General features: G+C 52.5%; 17 protein-coding genes and 1 tRNA gene. 7 read left to right on the top strand and 11 right to left on the bottom strand.

Annotated features, from left to right (window positions below; all coding sequences use genetic code 11):
- The first annotated feature begins 5 nt into the window (after nucleotides 1–5).
- Nucleotides 6–78, top strand: a tRNA-Lys gene (locus JW953_13800).
- 189 nt (nucleotides 79–267) lie between these two features.
- On the top strand, nucleotides 268–1,077 hold the full coding sequence (locus JW953_13805) for an alpha/beta hydrolase (GenBank protein ID MBN1993769.1): 810 nt from the start codon (nucleotides 268–270) through the stop codon (nucleotides 1,075–1,077).
- 99 nt (nucleotides 1,078–1,176) lie between these two features.
- Here JW953_13805 and JW953_13810 read toward each other — a convergent pair whose 3' ends face one another.
- Together JW953_13810 and JW953_13815 are read right to left on the bottom strand one after the other, a co-directional pair.
- Nucleotides 1,177–1,962, bottom strand: a complete 786-nt coding sequence (locus JW953_13810; GenBank protein ID MBN1993770.1) for an inositol monophosphatase family protein — start codon at nucleotides 1,960–1,962, stop codon at nucleotides 1,177–1,179.
- 12 nt (nucleotides 1,963–1,974) lie between these two features.
- Nucleotides 1,975–2,196, bottom strand: coding sequence for a hypothetical protein (locus JW953_13815; GenBank protein ID MBN1993771.1), 222 nt, complete (start codon nucleotides 2,194–2,196; stop codon nucleotides 1,975–1,977).
- A gap of 239 nt (nucleotides 2,197–2,435) precedes the next feature.
- On the opposite strand from JW953_13815, the gene JW953_13820 reads away from it, so the two are divergent.
- From JW953_13820 to der, 5 genes are all read left to right on the top strand, one after another.
- Nucleotides 2,436–3,779 carry a 3-oxoacid CoA-transferase subunit B gene (locus JW953_13820; protein ID MBN1993772.1) on the top strand — a complete coding sequence of 448 codons (1,344 nt, stop codon included), beginning with the start codon at nucleotides 2,436–2,438 and terminating at the stop codon, nucleotides 3,777–3,779.
- Between the two features lie 195 nt (nucleotides 3,780–3,974).
- Nucleotides 3,975–6,260 carry a tetratricopeptide repeat protein gene (locus JW953_13825; protein MBN1993773.1) on the top strand — a complete coding sequence of 762 codons (2,286 nt, stop codon included), beginning with the start codon at nucleotides 3,975–3,977 and terminating at the stop codon, nucleotides 6,258–6,260.
- A 28-nt stretch (nucleotides 6,261–6,288) separates the two neighbouring features.
- The gene (gene cdaA, locus JW953_13830) at nucleotides 6,289–7,167 is read left to right on the top strand and encodes a diadenylate cyclase CdaA (GenBank protein MBN1993774.1); all 879 of its coding nucleotides are present in this window, start codon (nucleotides 6,289–6,291) and stop codon (nucleotides 7,165–7,167) included.
- A gap of 84 nt (nucleotides 7,168–7,251) precedes the next feature.
- Entirely contained in the window at nucleotides 7,252–8,514 is a 1,263-nt protein-coding gene (locus JW953_13835) for a hypothetical protein (GenBank protein MBN1993775.1), read from the top strand.
- 11 nt (nucleotides 8,515–8,525) lie between these two features.
- Nucleotides 8,526–9,944, top strand: coding sequence for a ribosome biogenesis GTPase Der (gene der, locus JW953_13840; GenBank protein ID MBN1993776.1), 1,419 nt, complete (start codon nucleotides 8,526–8,528; stop codon nucleotides 9,942–9,944).
- Nucleotides 9,945–10,001: 57 nt separating this feature from the next.
- Here der and JW953_13845 read toward each other — a convergent pair whose 3' ends face one another.
- The 9 genes from JW953_13845 to JW953_13885 all read right to left on the bottom strand — a co-directional run bounded on the left by JW953_13845 (nucleotide 10,002) and on the right by JW953_13885 (nucleotide 17,815).
- The gene (locus tag JW953_13845; protein MBN1993777.1) at nucleotides 10,002–11,012 is read right to left on the bottom strand and encodes an aldo/keto reductase; all 1,011 of its coding nucleotides are present in this window, start codon (nucleotides 11,010–11,012) and stop codon (nucleotides 10,002–10,004) included.
- A gap of 24 nt (nucleotides 11,013–11,036) precedes the next feature.
- A complete protein-coding gene (locus JW953_13850) occupies nucleotides 11,037–11,558 on the bottom strand; it encodes a nitroreductase family protein (GenBank protein ID MBN1993778.1) in 522 nt (173 codons plus the stop codon).
- On the bottom strand, nucleotides 11,548–12,039 hold the full coding sequence (locus JW953_13855; protein MBN1993779.1) for a nitroreductase family protein: 492 nt from the start codon (nucleotides 12,037–12,039) through the stop codon (nucleotides 11,548–11,550). Before JW953_13855 ends, JW953_13850 begins: the two co-directional genes overlap by 11 nt.
- A 94-nt stretch (nucleotides 12,040–12,133) precedes the next feature.
- Nucleotides 12,134–12,718, bottom strand: a complete 585-nt coding sequence (locus tag JW953_13860) for a thioredoxin family protein (GenBank protein MBN1993780.1) — start codon at nucleotides 12,716–12,718, stop codon at nucleotides 12,134–12,136.
- Nucleotides 12,719–12,753: 35 nt separating this feature from the next.
- The gene (locus tag JW953_13865) at nucleotides 12,754–13,614 is read right to left on the bottom strand and encodes an aldo/keto reductase (protein ID MBN1993781.1); all 861 of its coding nucleotides are present in this window, start codon (nucleotides 13,612–13,614) and stop codon (nucleotides 12,754–12,756) included.
- Nucleotides 13,615–13,637: 23 nt separating this feature from the next.
- Complete coding sequence (locus JW953_13870; protein MBN1993782.1) at nucleotides 13,638–14,801, bottom strand: DUF362 domain-containing protein; 1,164 nt, start codon at nucleotides 14,799–14,801, stop codon at nucleotides 13,638–13,640.
- Nucleotides 14,802–14,867: 66 nt separating this feature from the next.
- Nucleotides 14,868–15,851 (bottom strand): aldo/keto reductase, encoded by a 984-nt coding sequence (locus JW953_13875; GenBank protein ID MBN1993783.1) that lies wholly within the window; start codon nucleotides 15,849–15,851, stop codon nucleotides 14,868–14,870.
- Between the two features lie 63 nt (nucleotides 15,852–15,914).
- Nucleotides 15,915–16,880: a D-2-hydroxyacid dehydrogenase gene (locus JW953_13880; GenBank protein ID MBN1993784.1), complete on the bottom strand. Its 966-nt coding sequence runs from the start codon at nucleotides 16,878–16,880 to the stop codon at nucleotides 15,915–15,917.
- Nucleotides 16,881–16,906: 26 nt separating this feature from the next.
- Nucleotides 16,907–17,815 (bottom strand): DMT family transporter, encoded by a 909-nt coding sequence (locus tag JW953_13885; protein ID MBN1993785.1) that lies wholly within the window; start codon nucleotides 17,813–17,815, stop codon nucleotides 16,907–16,909.
- Between the last annotated feature and the right edge of the window lie 54 nt (nucleotides 17,816–17,869).

The following is a 17,869-nucleotide window of genomic DNA, read 5'->3' on the forward strand; positions in this document are numbered from 1 at the left end:
CGGGTGGGCCCCTAGCTCAACTGGCAGAGCAGCTGACTCTTAATCAGCGGGTTCAGGGTTCGAGTCCCTGGGGGCTCATTGGCCGAACCTGCTATAAAAAAATCCTGCTGAAACCCGGCAGGATTTTTTGTTGGGTGGGTGACGGTGTTCTCCAATAAATTATTTGACGATCTGGGCCATTTGCTACAGTCGTCAAACCCCTTGCTTTTGGGGAAATTTTTATTGTTAAAGCGCCAAACTGCCTGCCATCATCACCGAATGAAACAAATGGGCTTAATTATTATTTTGGGTATTGTTTTGTATATCAGCCTGGTCGCCTTTTTCTTTTTTATCCAGGAGCGTTTGATCTATTTCCCTACCCGCAGAATTACGGCCACTCCGGCTGACATTGGGTTGGCCTACGAAGCCGTGTGGTTAGAGACAACAGACGGGGTAAAACTCTCCGGCTGGTTCATCCCGGCTGAAGAGGCCAGAGGGGTAGTTTTATTCTTGCACGGGAATGCGGGCAATATTTCTCACCGTCTGGATTCGCTTGAAATTTTCCATCGCCTGGGTTTGAGCGTTCTGATCATTGATTACCGGGGTTACGGCCAAAGTGAGGGCCAACCTTCGGAACAGGGCACTTATCTGGATGCCGAGGCGGCCTGGCATTATCTGGTTAAAGAACGACAAATTCCCCCCGGCCAGATCATCCTCTTTGGCCGGTCATTGGGCGGGGCGGTGGCTGCGCGGCTGGCCCAACAAAATAATCCCGGCGCGCTGATTTTGGAATCAACCTTTACCTCGGTGCCGGATGTGGCGGCCAAGTATTATCCCTTTTTGCCGGTCCGGCTGCTGGCCCGTTTTAAATACAATACCCTGGCGCGTCTGCCCCAAATAAATTGCCCGGTGCTGGTGGTGCACAGCCCAGACGACGACATCATTCCCTACAGTCATGGAAAGCAGTTATTGGCCGCTGCGCCGGAGCCAAAGGAATTTTTGGCCCTCAAGGGTGGGCACAATGAAGGGATTTTCATTTCGGGCAAACAGTACGAGGCAGGCCTGGATGCTTTTATAAGCAAATACCTTGGGCAATAAAACTCCTTAAATCACAAATTTTGTTTCCAACGCTCAATGACCAATGAGTGATCAATTTGGTCTTTCGTCTTTGGTCGTTCGTCGTTATCGTTCATCTTTTTAACCATTTATCACCCGCAAAACTTCCGGCAGAAGCGTGTGGGTGGTAGCCAGGGCTTCATGGCCGTAAATGGTGGGATTCCCCTGCCAATCGCCAAAATGCCCCCCCGCTTCTTGCACAATGGGTAACAACGCCCCGCAATCCCAAACATTCATTACCGGGTCAAGCATCAGCTCGGCCCGGCCGGTAGCAACCAATAAGTAACCATAAGCATCACACCAACCGGCCCGATAACCGGCCAACTGCTGTAACCGCTGCCAGGCTCCAGCCCGGCCATGTTTGGCAAAGGCCGCCGCATCATAATGAACCACCAGGGCTTCTTTTAAATGTTTCACTTGAGAAACTTGAGCGCGCCGGCCATTCCACCAACAACCTTCTCCGGTGGCCGCCGCAATCATTTCGTTCAGGGCCGGGAAATGGGCCACGCCCACCTGGCTTTGGCCTTCAATTTCCAGAGCGATGAGAATAGCATAAAGCGGCACTCCCCGCACAAAAGAGCGCGTGCCGTCTATGGGATCAATAATCCAACGGTGAGAAGCGCCTGCTGCTTCCATCAATAGTTCTTCGCCGCCAAATTCCTCCCCAATGACAACGTGATGGGGGTAGCGTTCTTCAATACGCCTACGGATAAGTTGTTCGGCCTGGCGGTCGGCTACCGTTACCGGAGACTCGTCGGCTTTGAAGTCGGGCCGGAGACCGGTTTGAAAATAGCCCAGGGTAAGTTGTCCGGCCTGCCATGCCATTTCAACGGCAAAATCAAGATAATCGCGTAAGGTGTCAGCCATAAAAACCTGTCTTTAATAGGGATAAACCCCGTATTTGTCATTGGCCGCGGTTTGGTTCTCGGCCCATGCTTTGAGATAGGCTTCCGCCTGCGTTTTAGCCAGGGCTTCGGCCTCGGCCTTGCCGGCGGCTTTTACTGTCATTTCCCATTCCTGCCCGTTCCATTCAAAAAATGCCTGGGCTACATACTCTCCGGCCACTTCGTTATCATTAACATAAATTTCAACCAATTTCATTATTTAACCTCTTGTGACACATGTTTATCAATGGGTTGTCATTTTAACATTTCGAGGCGAAATTTTACCATATCTTGACCAGGGGAGCAACGTTTAGCGACCAACCCATGTATCCCCAGTCCCCAACCCATTCTTGCCTGGGCAGATGTCATCCATCGGCTTGTGTATGTTAGCAGAGAGGTGTAGAATCGGCTGAACCATAAATTTAAGCTCACTCAAAGAGGAGGCAACATCCAACAATGAAAACTGTACCCCAACTGACCGCAGCAGAAGCAGCCGCCCTGGTGCCCCATGGGGCCACGATAATGGTTGGTGGTTTTGGCATGACGGGCAATCCGGTGCATATTTTACATGCCCTGGCCGAACGTGAGGTTAAGAATTTTACCATTATTTCCAACAATGTCGGCGAGCCGGGACTGGGCGGCGGGCGTTTGTTGCGTCAGGGACAAATCAGCAAGGCCATTGGCTCTTTTTTCACTTCTAACCCGGAAGCCTTACAAGCGGTGCATGCTAAACAAATGGTGGTCGAGTTGATCCCCCAGGGCACACTGGCTGAAGCCATCCGCGCCGGCGGGGCCGGCATTGGCGGTTTTTATACACCCACGGCCGCCGGCACCATTTTAACCGAACAACACGAAAAGAAAATCATCAATGGAGTGGAACACGTTTTTGTTCCGGCTTTGCGGGCGGATGTAGCCCTGATTCGAGCCTATCGCGCGGATACCGCCGGCAATTTGGTATATCGGTTGACCGAACGCAACTTTAACGTGGCTATGGCCACTGCCGCCGACATGGTGATTGCCGAAGCGGAAGAGATTGTGCCGGTTGGGGCGCTGTCGCCCGACGAGATTGTTACTCCCGGCCTTTATGTGGATTATTTGGTCCAGGCTCACACCACTCTGGCAGATTTGGGCAGTTCTGCCGCGGTGAGCAGTAACAACAAAGATACCGACCCGGCCCGCTTGAATATGGCCCAACGCGCCTTTGCCGAGTTAAAGCGCGGCGATGTGGTCAACCTGGGCATCGGCATCCCTACCCTGGTAGCCGATTTTATTTCTCCCCAAGATGGAATTATTTTGCATACCGAGAACGGCATGCTGGGGGTTGGCCCCACGCCTGAAAGCGGCGGGGCAATGGAATATCCGGTTAATGCGGGCAAGCAGCCGGTTACGGCTTTGCCCGGCGCTTCTTATTTTGATAGCGCCGCCTCGTTTGCTATGATTCGGGGGGGGCACATAGATGTAGCCATTATGGGGGCGCTGCAAGTTGACCAGATGGCCAACCTGGCCAACTGGGCTGTGCCGGGCAAACCTCTCCTGGGCGTAGGGGGGGCGATGGACCTGGCTTCCGGGGCCAAACGATTGATTATTACCATGACCCATACCAGCCGCCAGAATGAACCCAAAATTGTGCCCCAGGTCACCTTGCCGTTAACGGCTGTGGGGGCGGTTGATCTCATCATCACCGAACTGGCCGTTTTTGAATTTATAGAAGGTCAGCTCACCCTGATAGAATTAATGCCCGGCGCCAGCCTGGAGCAAGTCCGTGCCCTGACCAGCGCAAGCTTTGTAGAACGGTTATAAATTGTTTAAGGTTTACAATGCTTTTCTATTGTATTTAGTTGTGGTATACTCCTAATGATAAAAAAATCACACCTCAAAGCAGTAACATCCTGACCTTTTTGTTCACCTACCCTGGCGGAGGTTTTGGGTAACCTTCGCCAGGGTTTATAAGCTAACTCATTACTCGAAAATCAAAGTTTAAGGTGAGACGCCAAAGTGGCTGGTGATCAAAAAAAATTTCAAGCAGCAATGGCCCAGGCCGAACAATTTAGCGCCCAAAAAAATTGGGCAGAAGCGAGCAAGGCCTATCGGTTTGCCCTGGCCGAATTTCCCAACAATGAGGCCGCCGTGCTGGGTTTTGGTCTGGCATCTCTTTCTGCCGGGCAAACCGACATAGCCAGGAAGGCTTTTCAACACGCCCTCAAAATTAACCCTACCAACCAGCAGGCCCTCAGTTACATTGCCGACCTGCAAGAGCGAACCGGACAGTTAGACGCCGCCGCCGAAACCTATCTGCGGGTGGGTAATATTGCTGCCTCTAAAAACAACCTTGACACGGCCATTGACTTTTGGCAACGCGCCACCAAGTTAGTGCCCGATCAAACAGACGCCCAGGCCAAACTGGCCGAGGGGCTGGCCCAACAGGGCCATCCGCGACGGGCGGCGCGCGAGTGGTTAAGGTTGGCAGCCATTTTTCAGCGCCGAAATGATCGTAACCAGGCCGTACAGCAAATTGAAAAGGCCGAACAACTGTTGCCCGACGACCCCGGTATTACCGCCGCCTACGAAGCCCTGCAAAACAACACTCCCATCCGGCCCGACGAAATCAGCGAAACCCCGCCCCCGCCTCCACCCGCCCCAATGATGGATCTGCCCGATGAAAATTTGTATGAGGATGAAGATTTTTTTGGAGAAGATCCCTTTGCCATAGAGGAGACTGAATCACGTCCAACTCGCACGGGCGGCCTGGTTAAAACAGCGCAACAAAACGCTTTGGCCGAGTTGGCAAATGTTGTTTTTGAAGATGCAAACAATCCCAATACCATGCTCATTATGCAGGCCATTGATTTACAAGGTCGCAAACAGTTGGCTGAAGCAGCCCAAAATTGCCAACAAGCGCTTAAAGGGGGATTGGCCCGGCCGGCCTTATACTTTAACCTGGGACTTTTATATAAAGAATTAGAACAATTAGAGGCAGCCGCTAAAATGCTGAAACAGGCGGCCCAGGACCGCCAGTACAATCTGAGTTCTCAGTTTGCCCTGGGCGAAGTTTATCATGCCGCCAACAAACTTGATTCAGCCCTCAAGTACTTTATTGAAGTGGTTAAAACAGTGGACTTGCAAACCCTCAGTGGCGACCAGGCCCAACACCTAAACCAGTATTACAAAACGCTGGCCGACAAATATCTGGCCGCAGGCGATGTCAACAAAATCAATGATTTTATTACCACCCTCAAAACCTTCTTTGCCCACCCTGAATGGGAAAAGAAGGCCTACCTGGCTCGCCAACGTATGCAAAATGTCACTGAAAATGGTGTCATGAGCCTGGCCGAATACCTGGAAAGCCCCGAAACTGAGGTGACAATTACGGCCATGGCCCTGACCACGGAACATCTAAAAAGAAATATGGTCATGACTGCCTCCGAAGAATGTTTGTTGGCCATTCAGAAAGCGCCTTTTTATTTGCCCCTGCATATCCGGCTGGCCGATATTTTGCTCAAACAAGAAAAAACCGACCAGGCGATTTCAAAGTACCTCTACGTGGCCAAGGTCTATGAAATGCGCAACTTACCCGATCAGGTTAGCAATATTTATCAAAAAATATTGCGTTTGGCTCCCATGGACGTAACGGTACGTTCCAAATTAATAGACCTTTATATCTCTCTCAACAATGTAGAACAGGCCCTTGACCAATATCTCATCCTGGCCGACTCTTATTATCAATTGGCCCAGGTGGATAGAGCGCTTGAAAAATATAGTGAAGCTTCACGCCTGGCGGCTTCTGCTCAAAATGCTGATACCTGGCGCATAGAAATTCTCAAACGTATGGGCGACATCTATAACCAGCGTTTTGACTGGGCCAGGGCCACAGCCGCTTATGAAGAGCTGGTAAAAATCAAACCCAACGATGAGCGCACGCAACGAGAATTAGTTGACCTTTATTATAAACAAAACAAAATTAACCAAGCTATTGCCGGCCTGGATAATCTCTTATCCATGTATCAACGCCAAAATCCACCCAAAGCCCTGGAATTACTTAGAGAATTGGTTTCAGTTCATCCCGACGACATGTCGCTACGCCAACGCCTGGCCGTGGCCTACGCCCAGAATGGGATGAATCGGGAGGCAATTGCTGAATACGACGCCCTGGGGGAAATGCAACTAGAACATGGCCTCCGCGACCAGGCCGTCCAAACCATTCAGGCTATCCTCAAATTAGGGCCAGACGATGCCGAGGGTTATCACCGGCTGCTCTCTCAAATTAGTGGAGGGACTATCTAATAGCTTGCCATCAATTGGCCAAGTAAAAGTGTCTAACCTTTTTTATAACCTGTCAAGAATTGATCTTAGCAGTATCATAGACATACTGCTGGTTGCCCTAGTCTTCTACTGGATTTTAATGTTGATCCAGGGCACCCAGGCTGAACAACTTTTAAGAGGTATTTTAATTTTATCGGTGCTGGCCATTATTGTAGCCAGCGCTTTTAATACGCTCACTGCTTTTAGTTGGCTCATTGACCGGGCTTTACCGGCCCTCCTGGTGGCTATCCCCGTAGTTTTTCAGCCGGAACTCCGCCGCGCCCTGGAACGGGTGGGACGCACCAGTAAAATATTCACCTCGTCCGGCCAGCATACCCGCATTGACCAGTCCATTGAGGCGGTCAGTCGAGCCGTCCTGTCAATGTCGCGCTTAAAACATGGCGCGCTGATTGTTTTTGAACATAACACCGGGCTGGAAGATCATATTGAAACCGGCGTGCGGCTCGATGCGCTGGTTAGCTCTGATCTATTGAGAACCATCTTTGAACCCGGCACTACCCTGCACGATGGGGCCGTGGTGATCCGCAACAACAAAATTATCGCAGCCAGCGTTATCCTGCCCCTGAGCCAGGCTACCAGTACCACCAAACAATTGTTAGGCACCCGCCACCTGGCTGCCCTGGGCATTAGCGAAACAACAGATGCGGTGGTGGTTGTTGTTTCTGAAGAAACCGGGGGCATCTCAATTGCCCACAATGGCCAACTGATTCGTGGTTTAGACCAGCAAGGGCTGGAACAAATGTTGCAGGCTTTATATATGTCGCCCGCGCAAGTTTCTATCTGGCGCCGTCCCCTGCGGGCTATCCTGCAACGCCTGGGATGGACCAAAATAGAGTCCACGGCCCAGACGCAGTCACACTCCGAATAACAAGGATGTCTTTTTTTGGTACGGAAATTTTTTAGAAATCTTACCAGCATTCTTATATCTTTAATTCTGGCAACACTGGTTTGGGTGACCGCCATCAATCAACAAAATCCCCCCCGTGAAGCCATTTTTAACCAAAACATTCCTATTGAAATCATCCCCCCCGCCGAAGGATTGATTGTTACGGACACGTTGCCGGAAACGGTTCGTTTGCGACTCCGCGCCCCGGAAAGCAGTTGGCAAACCTTGAGCACCTCCAAATTTAAAGCCACGCTCGACCTGTCAAAACTGGCGGCGGGCTTCAACGAAGTGCCCGTCCAGGTTGCTGTCTCAGACCCCGATGTAGAAATCATTGAAAAAAAACCGGAAGCGGCCAGCCTGACCCTACAGGTTGAACAGGCTATTTCTATGCCCATACAAATTGAGGTTATGGACACGCCGCCCCTGGGTTATGTGAGCAGAACGCCTACCGCCGAGCCGGAGACAGTGGTAATCAGAGGCCCTGAATCTTTGATCAGCCAGGTAGCCAAAGCCGTCGGCGAAATTTATATCCGTGGCTCCAAAGAAACCATTGTCCGCATCAGCAATGTCACAATCCGCGACCGCAGTGACCAGACCATCAATGGCCTGACCCTATCTCCCGACCGGGTTAAAGTAACCTTGCCCATAGAGCAACGATTTGGTTATAAAGACGTATCGGTGAGGGCCGTGGTGGTGGGTCAGGCTGCGCCGGGTTATCGAGTCAGTAATATCTCTGTTAACCCGCCCACCTTGACCATTGTGGGCAATCCCCAAGTGCTTGGCTCAATCCCGGGTTTTGTGGAAACAGCCCAAATTGATTTGAGCCAGGCCACCGAAAATATTGTCCGCACCGTGCCCCTGAATCTACCCAACGGCATCACCGTAGTGCTGGCCGATGAACAAAACAAAGGCCCCAGCGGCGTGCAGGTAACCGTAGAGATAGCGGCCATTGAAGACGGCATCATCCTGCAACGACCCATCACCCAGCAGGGCATTGACCCCAACTACTGGTGGAAAGCCTCGCCGGAGCGGGCCGACGTATTCTTATCTGGCCCTATTCCCCAATTACAAACGCTCAAGGCCAGCGACGTGGAAGTGATTGTTGATCTTTTTGGGCTGGCGCCGGGCACGCACAAAGTTCAGCCCACCGTATTTTTGCCGGAAGAGTTTCGGGTTGACGCCATTTTGCCTGACACCATTGAAGTGGCCATTGGTTCAAACCTAACCCCTACCCCTTCGCCCAGCCCGACGCCCACGGCCAATATCTCCCGTTTTGCGCCTACGGCCACTCCCCTGGCCGGCGCAACAGCCACTCCCCAGGCCCAATAAATGGAGACAAAGTGAACCAGAAACAAACCCGTTCCGCCCCAATACCCATCGTGGCCCTGGTGGGCCGGCCCAACGTGGGCAAATCAACCCTGTTCAACCGCCTGGTAGGCCAGCGTAAAGCCATTGTTGAAGACCTGGCCGGCACCACCCGGGACCGGCTCTACGGCGAGGCCGACTGGGGTGGGCGCGATTTTATGGTAGTTGATACCGGCGGTCTTGAACTTGGCCCCTCGTTGCCTCGCCAGGCCGGGGAAACCGGATTTCAGGCCGGCGTTTCCAGCCGCCTCTTTTTAGAAGAGATCCGCGCCCAGGTTGAAATTGCCATTGCTGAAGCCGACGTTATTGTTTTTGTGGTAGATAGCACCAGCATTACCGGCTCCGATGAAGATATTGCCAAACTACTGCGCCGCACCGAAAAGCCGGTGCTGCTGGCCGTTAACAAAGCCGATAATAAACAACGGCGGGAAGAGGCGGTAGAATTTTACACCCTGGGCCTGGGCGATCCTTTTCCTGTTTCGGCCCTGCACGGCACCGGCACCGGCGATCTACTGGACGCAATTGTTGAATCTTTACCCCCGGCAAAAGCGGCAGATGAAGCGGACGACGCGCTTAAAATTGCCATTTTGGGACGGCCCAATGTGGGCAAGTCGTCGCTGCTCAACAAGCTGTTGGGCGAAGAACGGGTGATTGTGTCTGACGTGCCGGGCACCACCCGCGATGCCGTTGATACCCGCATAGCGTACGCCGGCCAGGAGTTGATTTTGATTGACACTGCCGGCATCCGCCGCCGGGGCAAAATAAAACCGGGCGTGGAAAAACACAGCCTGCTCCGCACCGTTAAAACCGTCAACCGGGCCGACGTGTGCCTGCTGCTGCTTGACGCCGGTGAAATGGTGGCCGCGCAAGACGCCCACATTGCCAGTTACATTATTGAAGAAGCCAAAAGTGTGGTGGTGCTGGTGAACAAGTGGGATACCGTGGAAAAAAACACCTATACCCTCAAACAATACACCGAAAAGATTCGGGCCGAGTTGAAATTTTTAGAATACGTACCCATTCTTTTTATTTCGGCCAAAACCGGCCAGCGCGTCCACAAAGTGCTGCCGCTGGCCCTCCAGGTGTATGCCGAAAGTCTGCGCCGCATCCCCACCGGCGAAGTCAATCGCCTGCTACGCGAGGCGGTAGCCCAAAACCCACCCAAAGGCACCCACCGCCATCGTCTGAAATTTTTTTACGCCACCCAGGCCGGGGTCAATCCCGCTACCTTTGTTTTTTTTGTTAACGACACCCAACTGGTTCATTTTAGTTACCAACGTTACCTGGAAAACAAATTGCGTGAACATTACGGGTTTGTGGGTGTCCCCCTGCGCCTGATCTTTAGGAACAGAAGCGAGAAAAACTTGGGGCAGCCTAAAAAAAAGGCGCGGTAGACAAATGCTCTACCACGCCCAGGCAGTATTGGGTTAAGCTATAGGTTTCAACTCTTGTTATTCCCGTAGTCTGGCAGCGTTTCTGATGAAACTGTAGGGATACGCCGGGGTCATCTCGCTGGCTTCGGTGAGGCGCGCCATCTGATCGTCACTCAGCGCCCAGCCGGCTGCGCCCAGGTTGTCTTCCAGATGTTTAAGGTTCCGCGCTCCCGTAATAGGGGCGGTAACGCCAGGCCGGTGGATCAACCAGTTCAAGGCCACCTGCGCCGGCGATTTGCCGGTTTCTTCCGCCACGGCAAACAGCACGTCCAAAATGCTCCAGGTTCGTTCGTTGGCATAGGCCGACCAGGACTCGCTCCAACCTTCTTTCTCCGCAATTTCCACCCGCGTGCCAGATGGCGGCGCAGCCATACCCCGGCGATATTTGCCGCTCAACCAACCGCCGCGCAACGGACTCCAGGGGATGATGCCCAAACCCTCATTCAAACTCACCGGCACCAATTCCCACTCAATATTGCGGTCAAGCAAGTTATAAAGCGGTTGCAACGACACAAAAGACTCCCAATCCATTTGTTTGCTCAGGTCAATGGCTTTTTGCAACTGCCAGCCGTTGTAGTTGCTGGCTCCAAGGTAGCGCACTTTTCCACGCTGCACCAGCGTATGCAAAGTGCTCAAGGTTTCTTCCAACGGCGAGCCAGGGTCCCAGCAGTGAACTTGATATAAGTCAATGTAATCTGTACCCAGGCGACGCAGGCTACTTTCTATCCCGGCCATAATATGTTTACGGCTCAAGCCAAGGTCGTTTGGCCCATCGCCCATTGGAAAACGAACCTTGGTGGCGATCACAAAATCATCGCGGGTTTTCCCTTTGAGCCAGCGCCCCACAATCTCTTCAGATACGCCGCGCGTATACACGTCGGCAGTATCAATAAAGTTACCGCCTGCCTCCACAAAACGGTCCATCATCCGAAAACTGGTCTTTTTGTCGGCCTCTCGCCCAAACGTCATTGCGCCCAGGCATAACTGGCTTACTTTCATGCCAGTTCGGCCAAGATAACGGTATTCCATAATTATCCTCCTTACCGATAATAATTACCACCTGTTTCGATGCACCTTGGCCGGATCAAAGCGATCTGACGGGCTTTTTTCCTCGGCCGGGTAACCCAGCGCCACAATGGCCATGGGAATGACTCCTTCAGGCAAACCAAGAAGGGCTTGAGTTTTGGCCACGCGATCTTCACGCGGATAAAGGCCCAACCATACGGCGCCAAGATCCAGCGCGTGCGCCGTCAGTAACAAATTCTGTGTGGCGGCCGCACAATTTTGCTGCCAATAATCCCGGTGCGACTCCCGGCGCACGTCACCGCAAACAACAATGGCTAACGGAACCTCCCGTAACATCTCGGAAAACTGGTGGTACTTTGGAATAACGTTCAGGATTTCGCGGTCGTTAATCACCACAAATTGCCAGGATTGTTCGTTACGAGCCGAGGGCGCGGCCATCGCTCCCCGCAACACCTTTTCAATCAATTCTTCTGAAACGGGCTGAGGGGTGTAATGACGAATACTGCGGCGGGTCATAATGACTTCAATGGCGTCCACCTTAGCCCCCATACTTTTCCCAATGAATGACTTCCGCCAGGGATTTTTTTTCTTTGGTGGGCCATGCTACGGGCATGCCAATGGGCACCAGGGTTAACAACCTTTTTTCTTCCGGCACGCCCAAAAGCTCTTTGAATTTACTTTCCAAAGGCAGGGTATAACCTTCCAACCAACAGGAGCCGTATCCCAGGGCGGTGCTGGCAATGAGCATATTCTCCACCGCCGCCGAACCATCTTCCAGCCACCACCGAGAAGACGGGTCCAGCACCACGGCAATGATGGCCCCCGCTTTGTCCATCCACTGGGCGGCTACCTTGAGTTTTTTGATCATCTCCCGGTCGGTAATTATTATAAAATCCCACGGCTGCTTGTTACTCCCAGAGGCGGCCAGGCGGCCCGCGTCAATAATGGTCTCTAAAACTTCGTGGGGGATGGGATCGCCGGTATAATCGCGCACACTTCTACGTTTGCGGATTGCTTCTAAAGCGTCCATTTGTTCCTCCTATACAGTTGTTTGGTTAATGTTTGGTAGGGACAGGACAATGCCCTGTCCCTATAGGGTAGAATTCAATTTCTTTTGCCAGATATTACAGCACCAGATCGCACGCTTCAGCCGGCATCCAGTGAGCATCCTGGCCTTCCCACTTAACATTGCAGCCAATAGGGTTGGTGAGCGGAACGCTCACCGGCTGGCCGGCCAGATGCTCGGTTAAGGCTCGCTCCAAATCATTCACCGTCATTTTGCCGGTATCGCGGGGATTGTCCACGCCCCGCCCGGTATAAACCAGTTTGCGGTTTTTATCAAACACGTAAAAGTGCGGGGTGCGCAGCGCGCCATAGGCCAGGGCCACTTCCTGCGACTCGTCGTACAGGTACAGCCAGGGGAATTTGTATTCCGCCATTCGGGAGACCATGTGGTCAAAATCATCCTCGGGATAGGTGTGTTTGCTGTTGGCATTGATGCCCACAAATTTGACTCCCTGCGCCGCAAATTTCTCCGCCGTTTGCCGGGTCACCTCATCCGACCCCAATACGTAAGGACAATGGTTACAGGTGAAAAAGACGACCAGCACTTTGGCGTCGTCAAAATCTGATAACTGGTAAGTGTTACCATCCGTGGCCGGTAGTTTAAAATCTGGCGCTTTTTCGCCAATTTGTAAAGTAAAAGCCATGTTTTAATCTCCTTTCAATCACAATGAGAATTCATTTAAACAAATAGCGGCGCTGCGGCGGTGGCCTCTACCATTTTCTGCATCTCCTGATCTGTCGGCCTGGTTTGTTGAAAACGGCTGGCCGCGTCAAGCACTTTGGGCAGCAGGCCAATATCGCCAACAGTGTTCAAAAAAATGCCCGGCCTACTTAACACGTAATTGACAGCCCGGTCAATATCGGCCTGAGCCTCAAAAGGTTCATACCAACACGTGCGGGTTTTGGCCTTGTCACCCCAGGGGCCGCGGGCAATGGATTTGATAGCCTGCACGGCCACCTTTTTCTCCCGGCAAATTTTGTATAGCGCCTCAAAATCGGCCGCATATTGGGGATTTTGCATCATCAAATAGTTGTAAGGCAGCAGCACCGAGTCGAAATCAAATCGCTCCAGGCTGCGTTGGTGCAATTTGGCTATTTGGGTGCCGTGTCCGGTAACGCCAAAAAAACGCACCAGTCCCTGCTCGCGAGCCTCGATGAAGGCTTCCAGAGCGCCGCCCGGACCCAACGCCGTTTCCAGGGGTTCCGGCTCGGTGATGGCGTGAATTTGCCACAGGTCAACGTGGTCGGTCTGTAACCTGTCTAACGAGCGTTGCAATTCTTCTTTGGCTTTCTGGTAAGTGCGCTGTTCGGTTTTGGTGGCCAGGAAAAAATCTTTTCGATGACGCTTCATCCAGGGGCCAATCCGCAACTCGGCCTCTCCATAGCTGGCAGCGGTGTCAATATGGTTGACGCCGTATTCCAGCAGCACGTCCAACGTTTGGTCCGCTTCAGCCTGGGTACAGGACCACAAGGCGGCCGCGCCAAAAAGGGTGCAAGTACTGTGATGGCCTGTTCTGCCAAAGGGTAATTTTTCTATCATGGGTTTACTCCTGTTTCTCCCGGCTATGCCGGAATATAACTGCTCATCGGCTCGCGTTCCATTTGCTCCAGCGGCAGCACGTCAATCAGTTCATAATCACGGCTCCCCAGGCCAAGTTTCTCGCCGTATTCCACCACCAGATACGGGTCTTTATACGGCCCGTGTAGCCAGCGGAAGGGATGACCCTCGCGGGTGTGAACTTCCATGCTCGTTGGAATGTTCTCTTCAATGAGGCGGGTTTTGGCAATAACATCCAGCGTGGCCTGTTCCAGGGCAATAATGTCATCCGAGCCAAAAATACCGGCATCGGGTAAAATGGGCATGCTGGTAAAGCCAAAACAATCACACAGCGGCGTCATAAATGTAGCCAGATTAAGATGTACGGCTTTGCCGGGGGCAAAGGTGCCCAGCGAAATGCTAACGCTGATGGCGCACGCTTCCTGGAACGAATGGAAATTGATCGGGTCAATTTTCAAACTACCCGGTGGAGCCACCTGCAAACAACGTCCGCACTGATTGCACTGCTCAGGATGCAGGTGGATTTCAGCCTCATTCTCCTTGTCCTGAACCAGCGCGTCAAAGGGGCAGGCTTCCATGATGCGCTGGCGCGTTGCCGCATCGGGGCACTTATCGGCAAACCAGTAGCGGTCGTATTGCATGGCATCGTGCATGGCGCTGCGCGTTTCGCCAATCATGTTGCCCAGGGCCAGGTTTTTCATGGCCGCGCCAAAACCGCATGAGGGATGCCCCTTGACGTGCGCCAAATTGATGAGGAAAGTGGCATCCTCAATCATCCCGGCCACTTTCCATTCCTTAAGGTTTTTGTACTCGCGGGGATGGGTATAAAAATATTTATCCTCCGGCCCAGCCGCAGGATAGACCGGACAGCCGACGGATTCTTCAGAGTAACCCCGTTGGGCGGCGTTGGGCACATCCCAACTGACATCGGCGATAAACGGCTTGCCGCCGCCATCTTGCACGGCTTGCACCACCTTGCGCACAAAAACCGGGTGAACGGTGGAATAACTGAGATTGTTGCCAAGATGCATTTTGATGACCACCGTTTCATCTTTGACCCGGTCGCGCAGGTGCAATTGTTCCAAAATCAAATCAAGTTTAGCCGGAAGCGTTTCTTTTGCTTCCCAGCGCGCCTGGCGGGGGGAACCGAAATAGACTTTACTGGACATAGTTTCTCCTTAGAAAATTGTGAATTGTGAATTATTAATGGTGAATAGTTAATGAAGCATACTCCTCTACCAGCGGTGATGCACCAGGCCCCGAATTTTCTCATCGTAGCTGGCTTTAACTTTGGCCATCACTGCGTCGCTCAAGGGCGGCAGGTCGGCGGCTTGGGCGTTGGCAATGGCCTGCTTTTTATTTTTGGCGCCGGGGATGGCGCAGCTCACGGCATCGAACATCAAAATCCAGCGCAAGGCAAATTGAGCCATCGTTGCCCCATCCGGTAGCAGGGCCTGGAGTTCGTCCACCGCATCCAGGCCGGTATCGTAATCTACGCCGGAGAAGGTTTCGCCCACGTCAAAGGATTGGCCATAACGATTAAATTTGCGATGGTCATCCTGGGGAAAGGTGGTCTGGCGGGTCATTTTGCCGGTCAACAAACCGCTGGCCAGAGGAACGCGGGCCAAGATACCAACCCGGCGCTGCTTGGCCAGGTCAAAAAACAATTCAGCCGGACGCTGACGGAACATGTTAAAAATGATCTGGACGCTCTGCACGTTAGGATACTCGGTAGCCTTGATGGCTTCCTCCACTTTTTCTACGCTCACGCCATAGTATTTGATTTTTCCGGCCTGCGCCAGATCATCCAAAATATCAAAAACTTCGGGCATGTAATAAACTTGGGTGGGGGGGCAGTGCAGTTGGATTAGGTCCAACGTTTCAACCTGCAAATTTTTAAGGCTACGCTCAATGAAGGCGGTCAGATTTTCCCGGTTGTAGCCTTCGGCTAAGTGAGGATTGAGCCGCCGCCCGGCTTTGGTGGCCACGTAAACCTGCTCGGACCGTTCTTTGAGCACTTGAGCGATAAAGCGTTCACTACGGCCATCGCCATAAACATCGGCTGTGTCAATAAAGTTCACACCCTGGTCAATGGCCGCGTGCAGCGCCGCCAGCGCGTCATCCTGGTCAACATGACCCCAAGACCCGCCAATGCCCCAGGCTCCAAAACTAATTTCTGAAACTTTCCAGCCGGTTCTGCCAAAATTTCTGTATCGCATCAGTTCACCTCCACTTGTGATTTTTTGCCGGTTTCCAGACTCAGTTGGGAAACCAAGATGATGTTAATAACCAAGTTTTTTATCAACCACGTTACGCAGGGGCTTACCGGCCTGGTAACGTTGCAGATTGTCCACAAAAATAGCCCAGGCCCGCTCAGTGTAATAAGGCGTTGCCCCGGCGTAATGACCGGTGATGATGAGGTTATCCAGCGCCCACAACGGCGAATCAACGGGTAGGGGTTCGGTTTGAAAAACATCCAGGCCCGCTCCGGCAATCCACCCTTCTTTTAACGCCTGAAGCAGAACATCTTCCCGGATGATTCCTCCCCGGCCGATGTTGATCAAGTAGGCGTTCGATTTCATCGCTCGCAAAGCGGCCTCACCGAGCAGACCTTTGGTTTGGTAAGTTAGCGGTAGGGTGATCACCACAAAATCGGCCTGGGGTAATGCCTCGAGTAGTTGATCCAAGCCGAATACTCTGTCCACACCCGGCGAGCCGAGGGAAGGATTGCGCCGGATGGCCAATACCCGCATCCCCAGGGCGGCGGCAACGCTGGCAGTTTTACTGCCGATGGCGCCAAGGCCAATCAGGAGCATGGTTTTACCGGCCAATTCAAAAACACTTTTTTGTTGGTCATAAGACACCCATTCCCGTTGAACCTGCGCCCGTATGGCCAAAGGGAATCCCCGGGCAAAAGCAAAGAGAAAGGCAAAGATGTGCTCGCTGATAGGGATGGCGTGCACCCCGGAAGCATTGGTCAAAACAAAATCCAAATCGGCTACTTGGGGATAACGTAGCAGCCAGTCGGCGCCGGCCCCCCATTGTTGCAGCCAGCGCAGATTACGCGCTTTGGGAATCAAATCGTGGGGGAACCTGTCGGCGGCTATCTCAATATCGTCCAGGGCCGCCTCAATCCGACTGCGGTCGTCGGTAACCAAAATTTGTTTATCAGGGGCAATGGCCCAAACTTGCTCAAGGTGAATGTCAGAAATTCTGCCGGCCGGAAAACCTAATAAAATGGTGGTCATGGTTTGCCCAATTTATTAATAATTCTTTAAATAGGTTTGATGAGATTGCGTTTTTGGCGCCGGTTGATGAGGGCAATGCCCACGGCAATAAAGGCCATGCCCAGCACCATCCCTGGCGAAATGTGCTCACCTAAAATCAACACCCCACCCAGGCCGGCCACTATCGGGATGATATAATCGGCCATAGCGGCGGCTGTTGCCCCAAAACGTTTGACGTTGTAAAAAGCCAGAAACATGCCCAAGAAGTTGCCCATCACCGCCGTATAAATCAGCGAAAAATAACCTTGGCCATTGACCGAGTGCAAATCTAGGCCCACAAATAAAATCGCCAGCGGCGCGATGGCCAGCATAGACACAAACATGCGAATCGAAGCGACATCAAAAGAGTCAAAATTACGCATAAATCTACGGGCATAAACGGTCATAGAACTGCCAAAGGTTAAGGCCATCAAAATCAGGATATAGCCTAACGGATTGGTCTGGCCGTTCCCGGAGAGGCCATTTTCCCCCCGCACCGCAATCAGCAGCGCTCCCCCCAGCGCCAGGATAATGCCGAGACCCTTACGCGGGGAGAGTTTTTCGTCGGCCAAAAATAAATGGGCCAGGAGAACGGTCAGGGCCGGGCCGGCGGTAATCAAAATAGCGGTAACGCCGGAAGATAGGTATTGTAGAGAACTAATCACCCCCGTCATTGGCACGGCTGTACCCAACAGACCTAACAGGGTAGCATGTCGCCATAAATACGGGTCTGTGGGCCATTTGCGATGCCGATGACTCAAAATGTAAACTGTGCTATAGCCCAAGGTGGCCACAACCGTACGCAGGCCAATATAAGCGATAGGATGAAACTGCCCCACCCCAAATCTAGAGGCAATCAGGCTGGTGCCAAAAAGAAAACCAAGCAGTAGAATGTAGGGCAATGCTTGAATGGTCAATGGTAAATTCTCAATCGGCCGGGCCAAACTTATCCCGGCCACAGTAAAATCAGG

It is taken from the genome of Anaerolineae bacterium (assembly GCA_016931895.1).
In the GTDB taxonomy this organism is placed as follows: Bacteria; Chloroflexota; Anaerolineae; order 4572-78; family J111; genus JAFGNV01.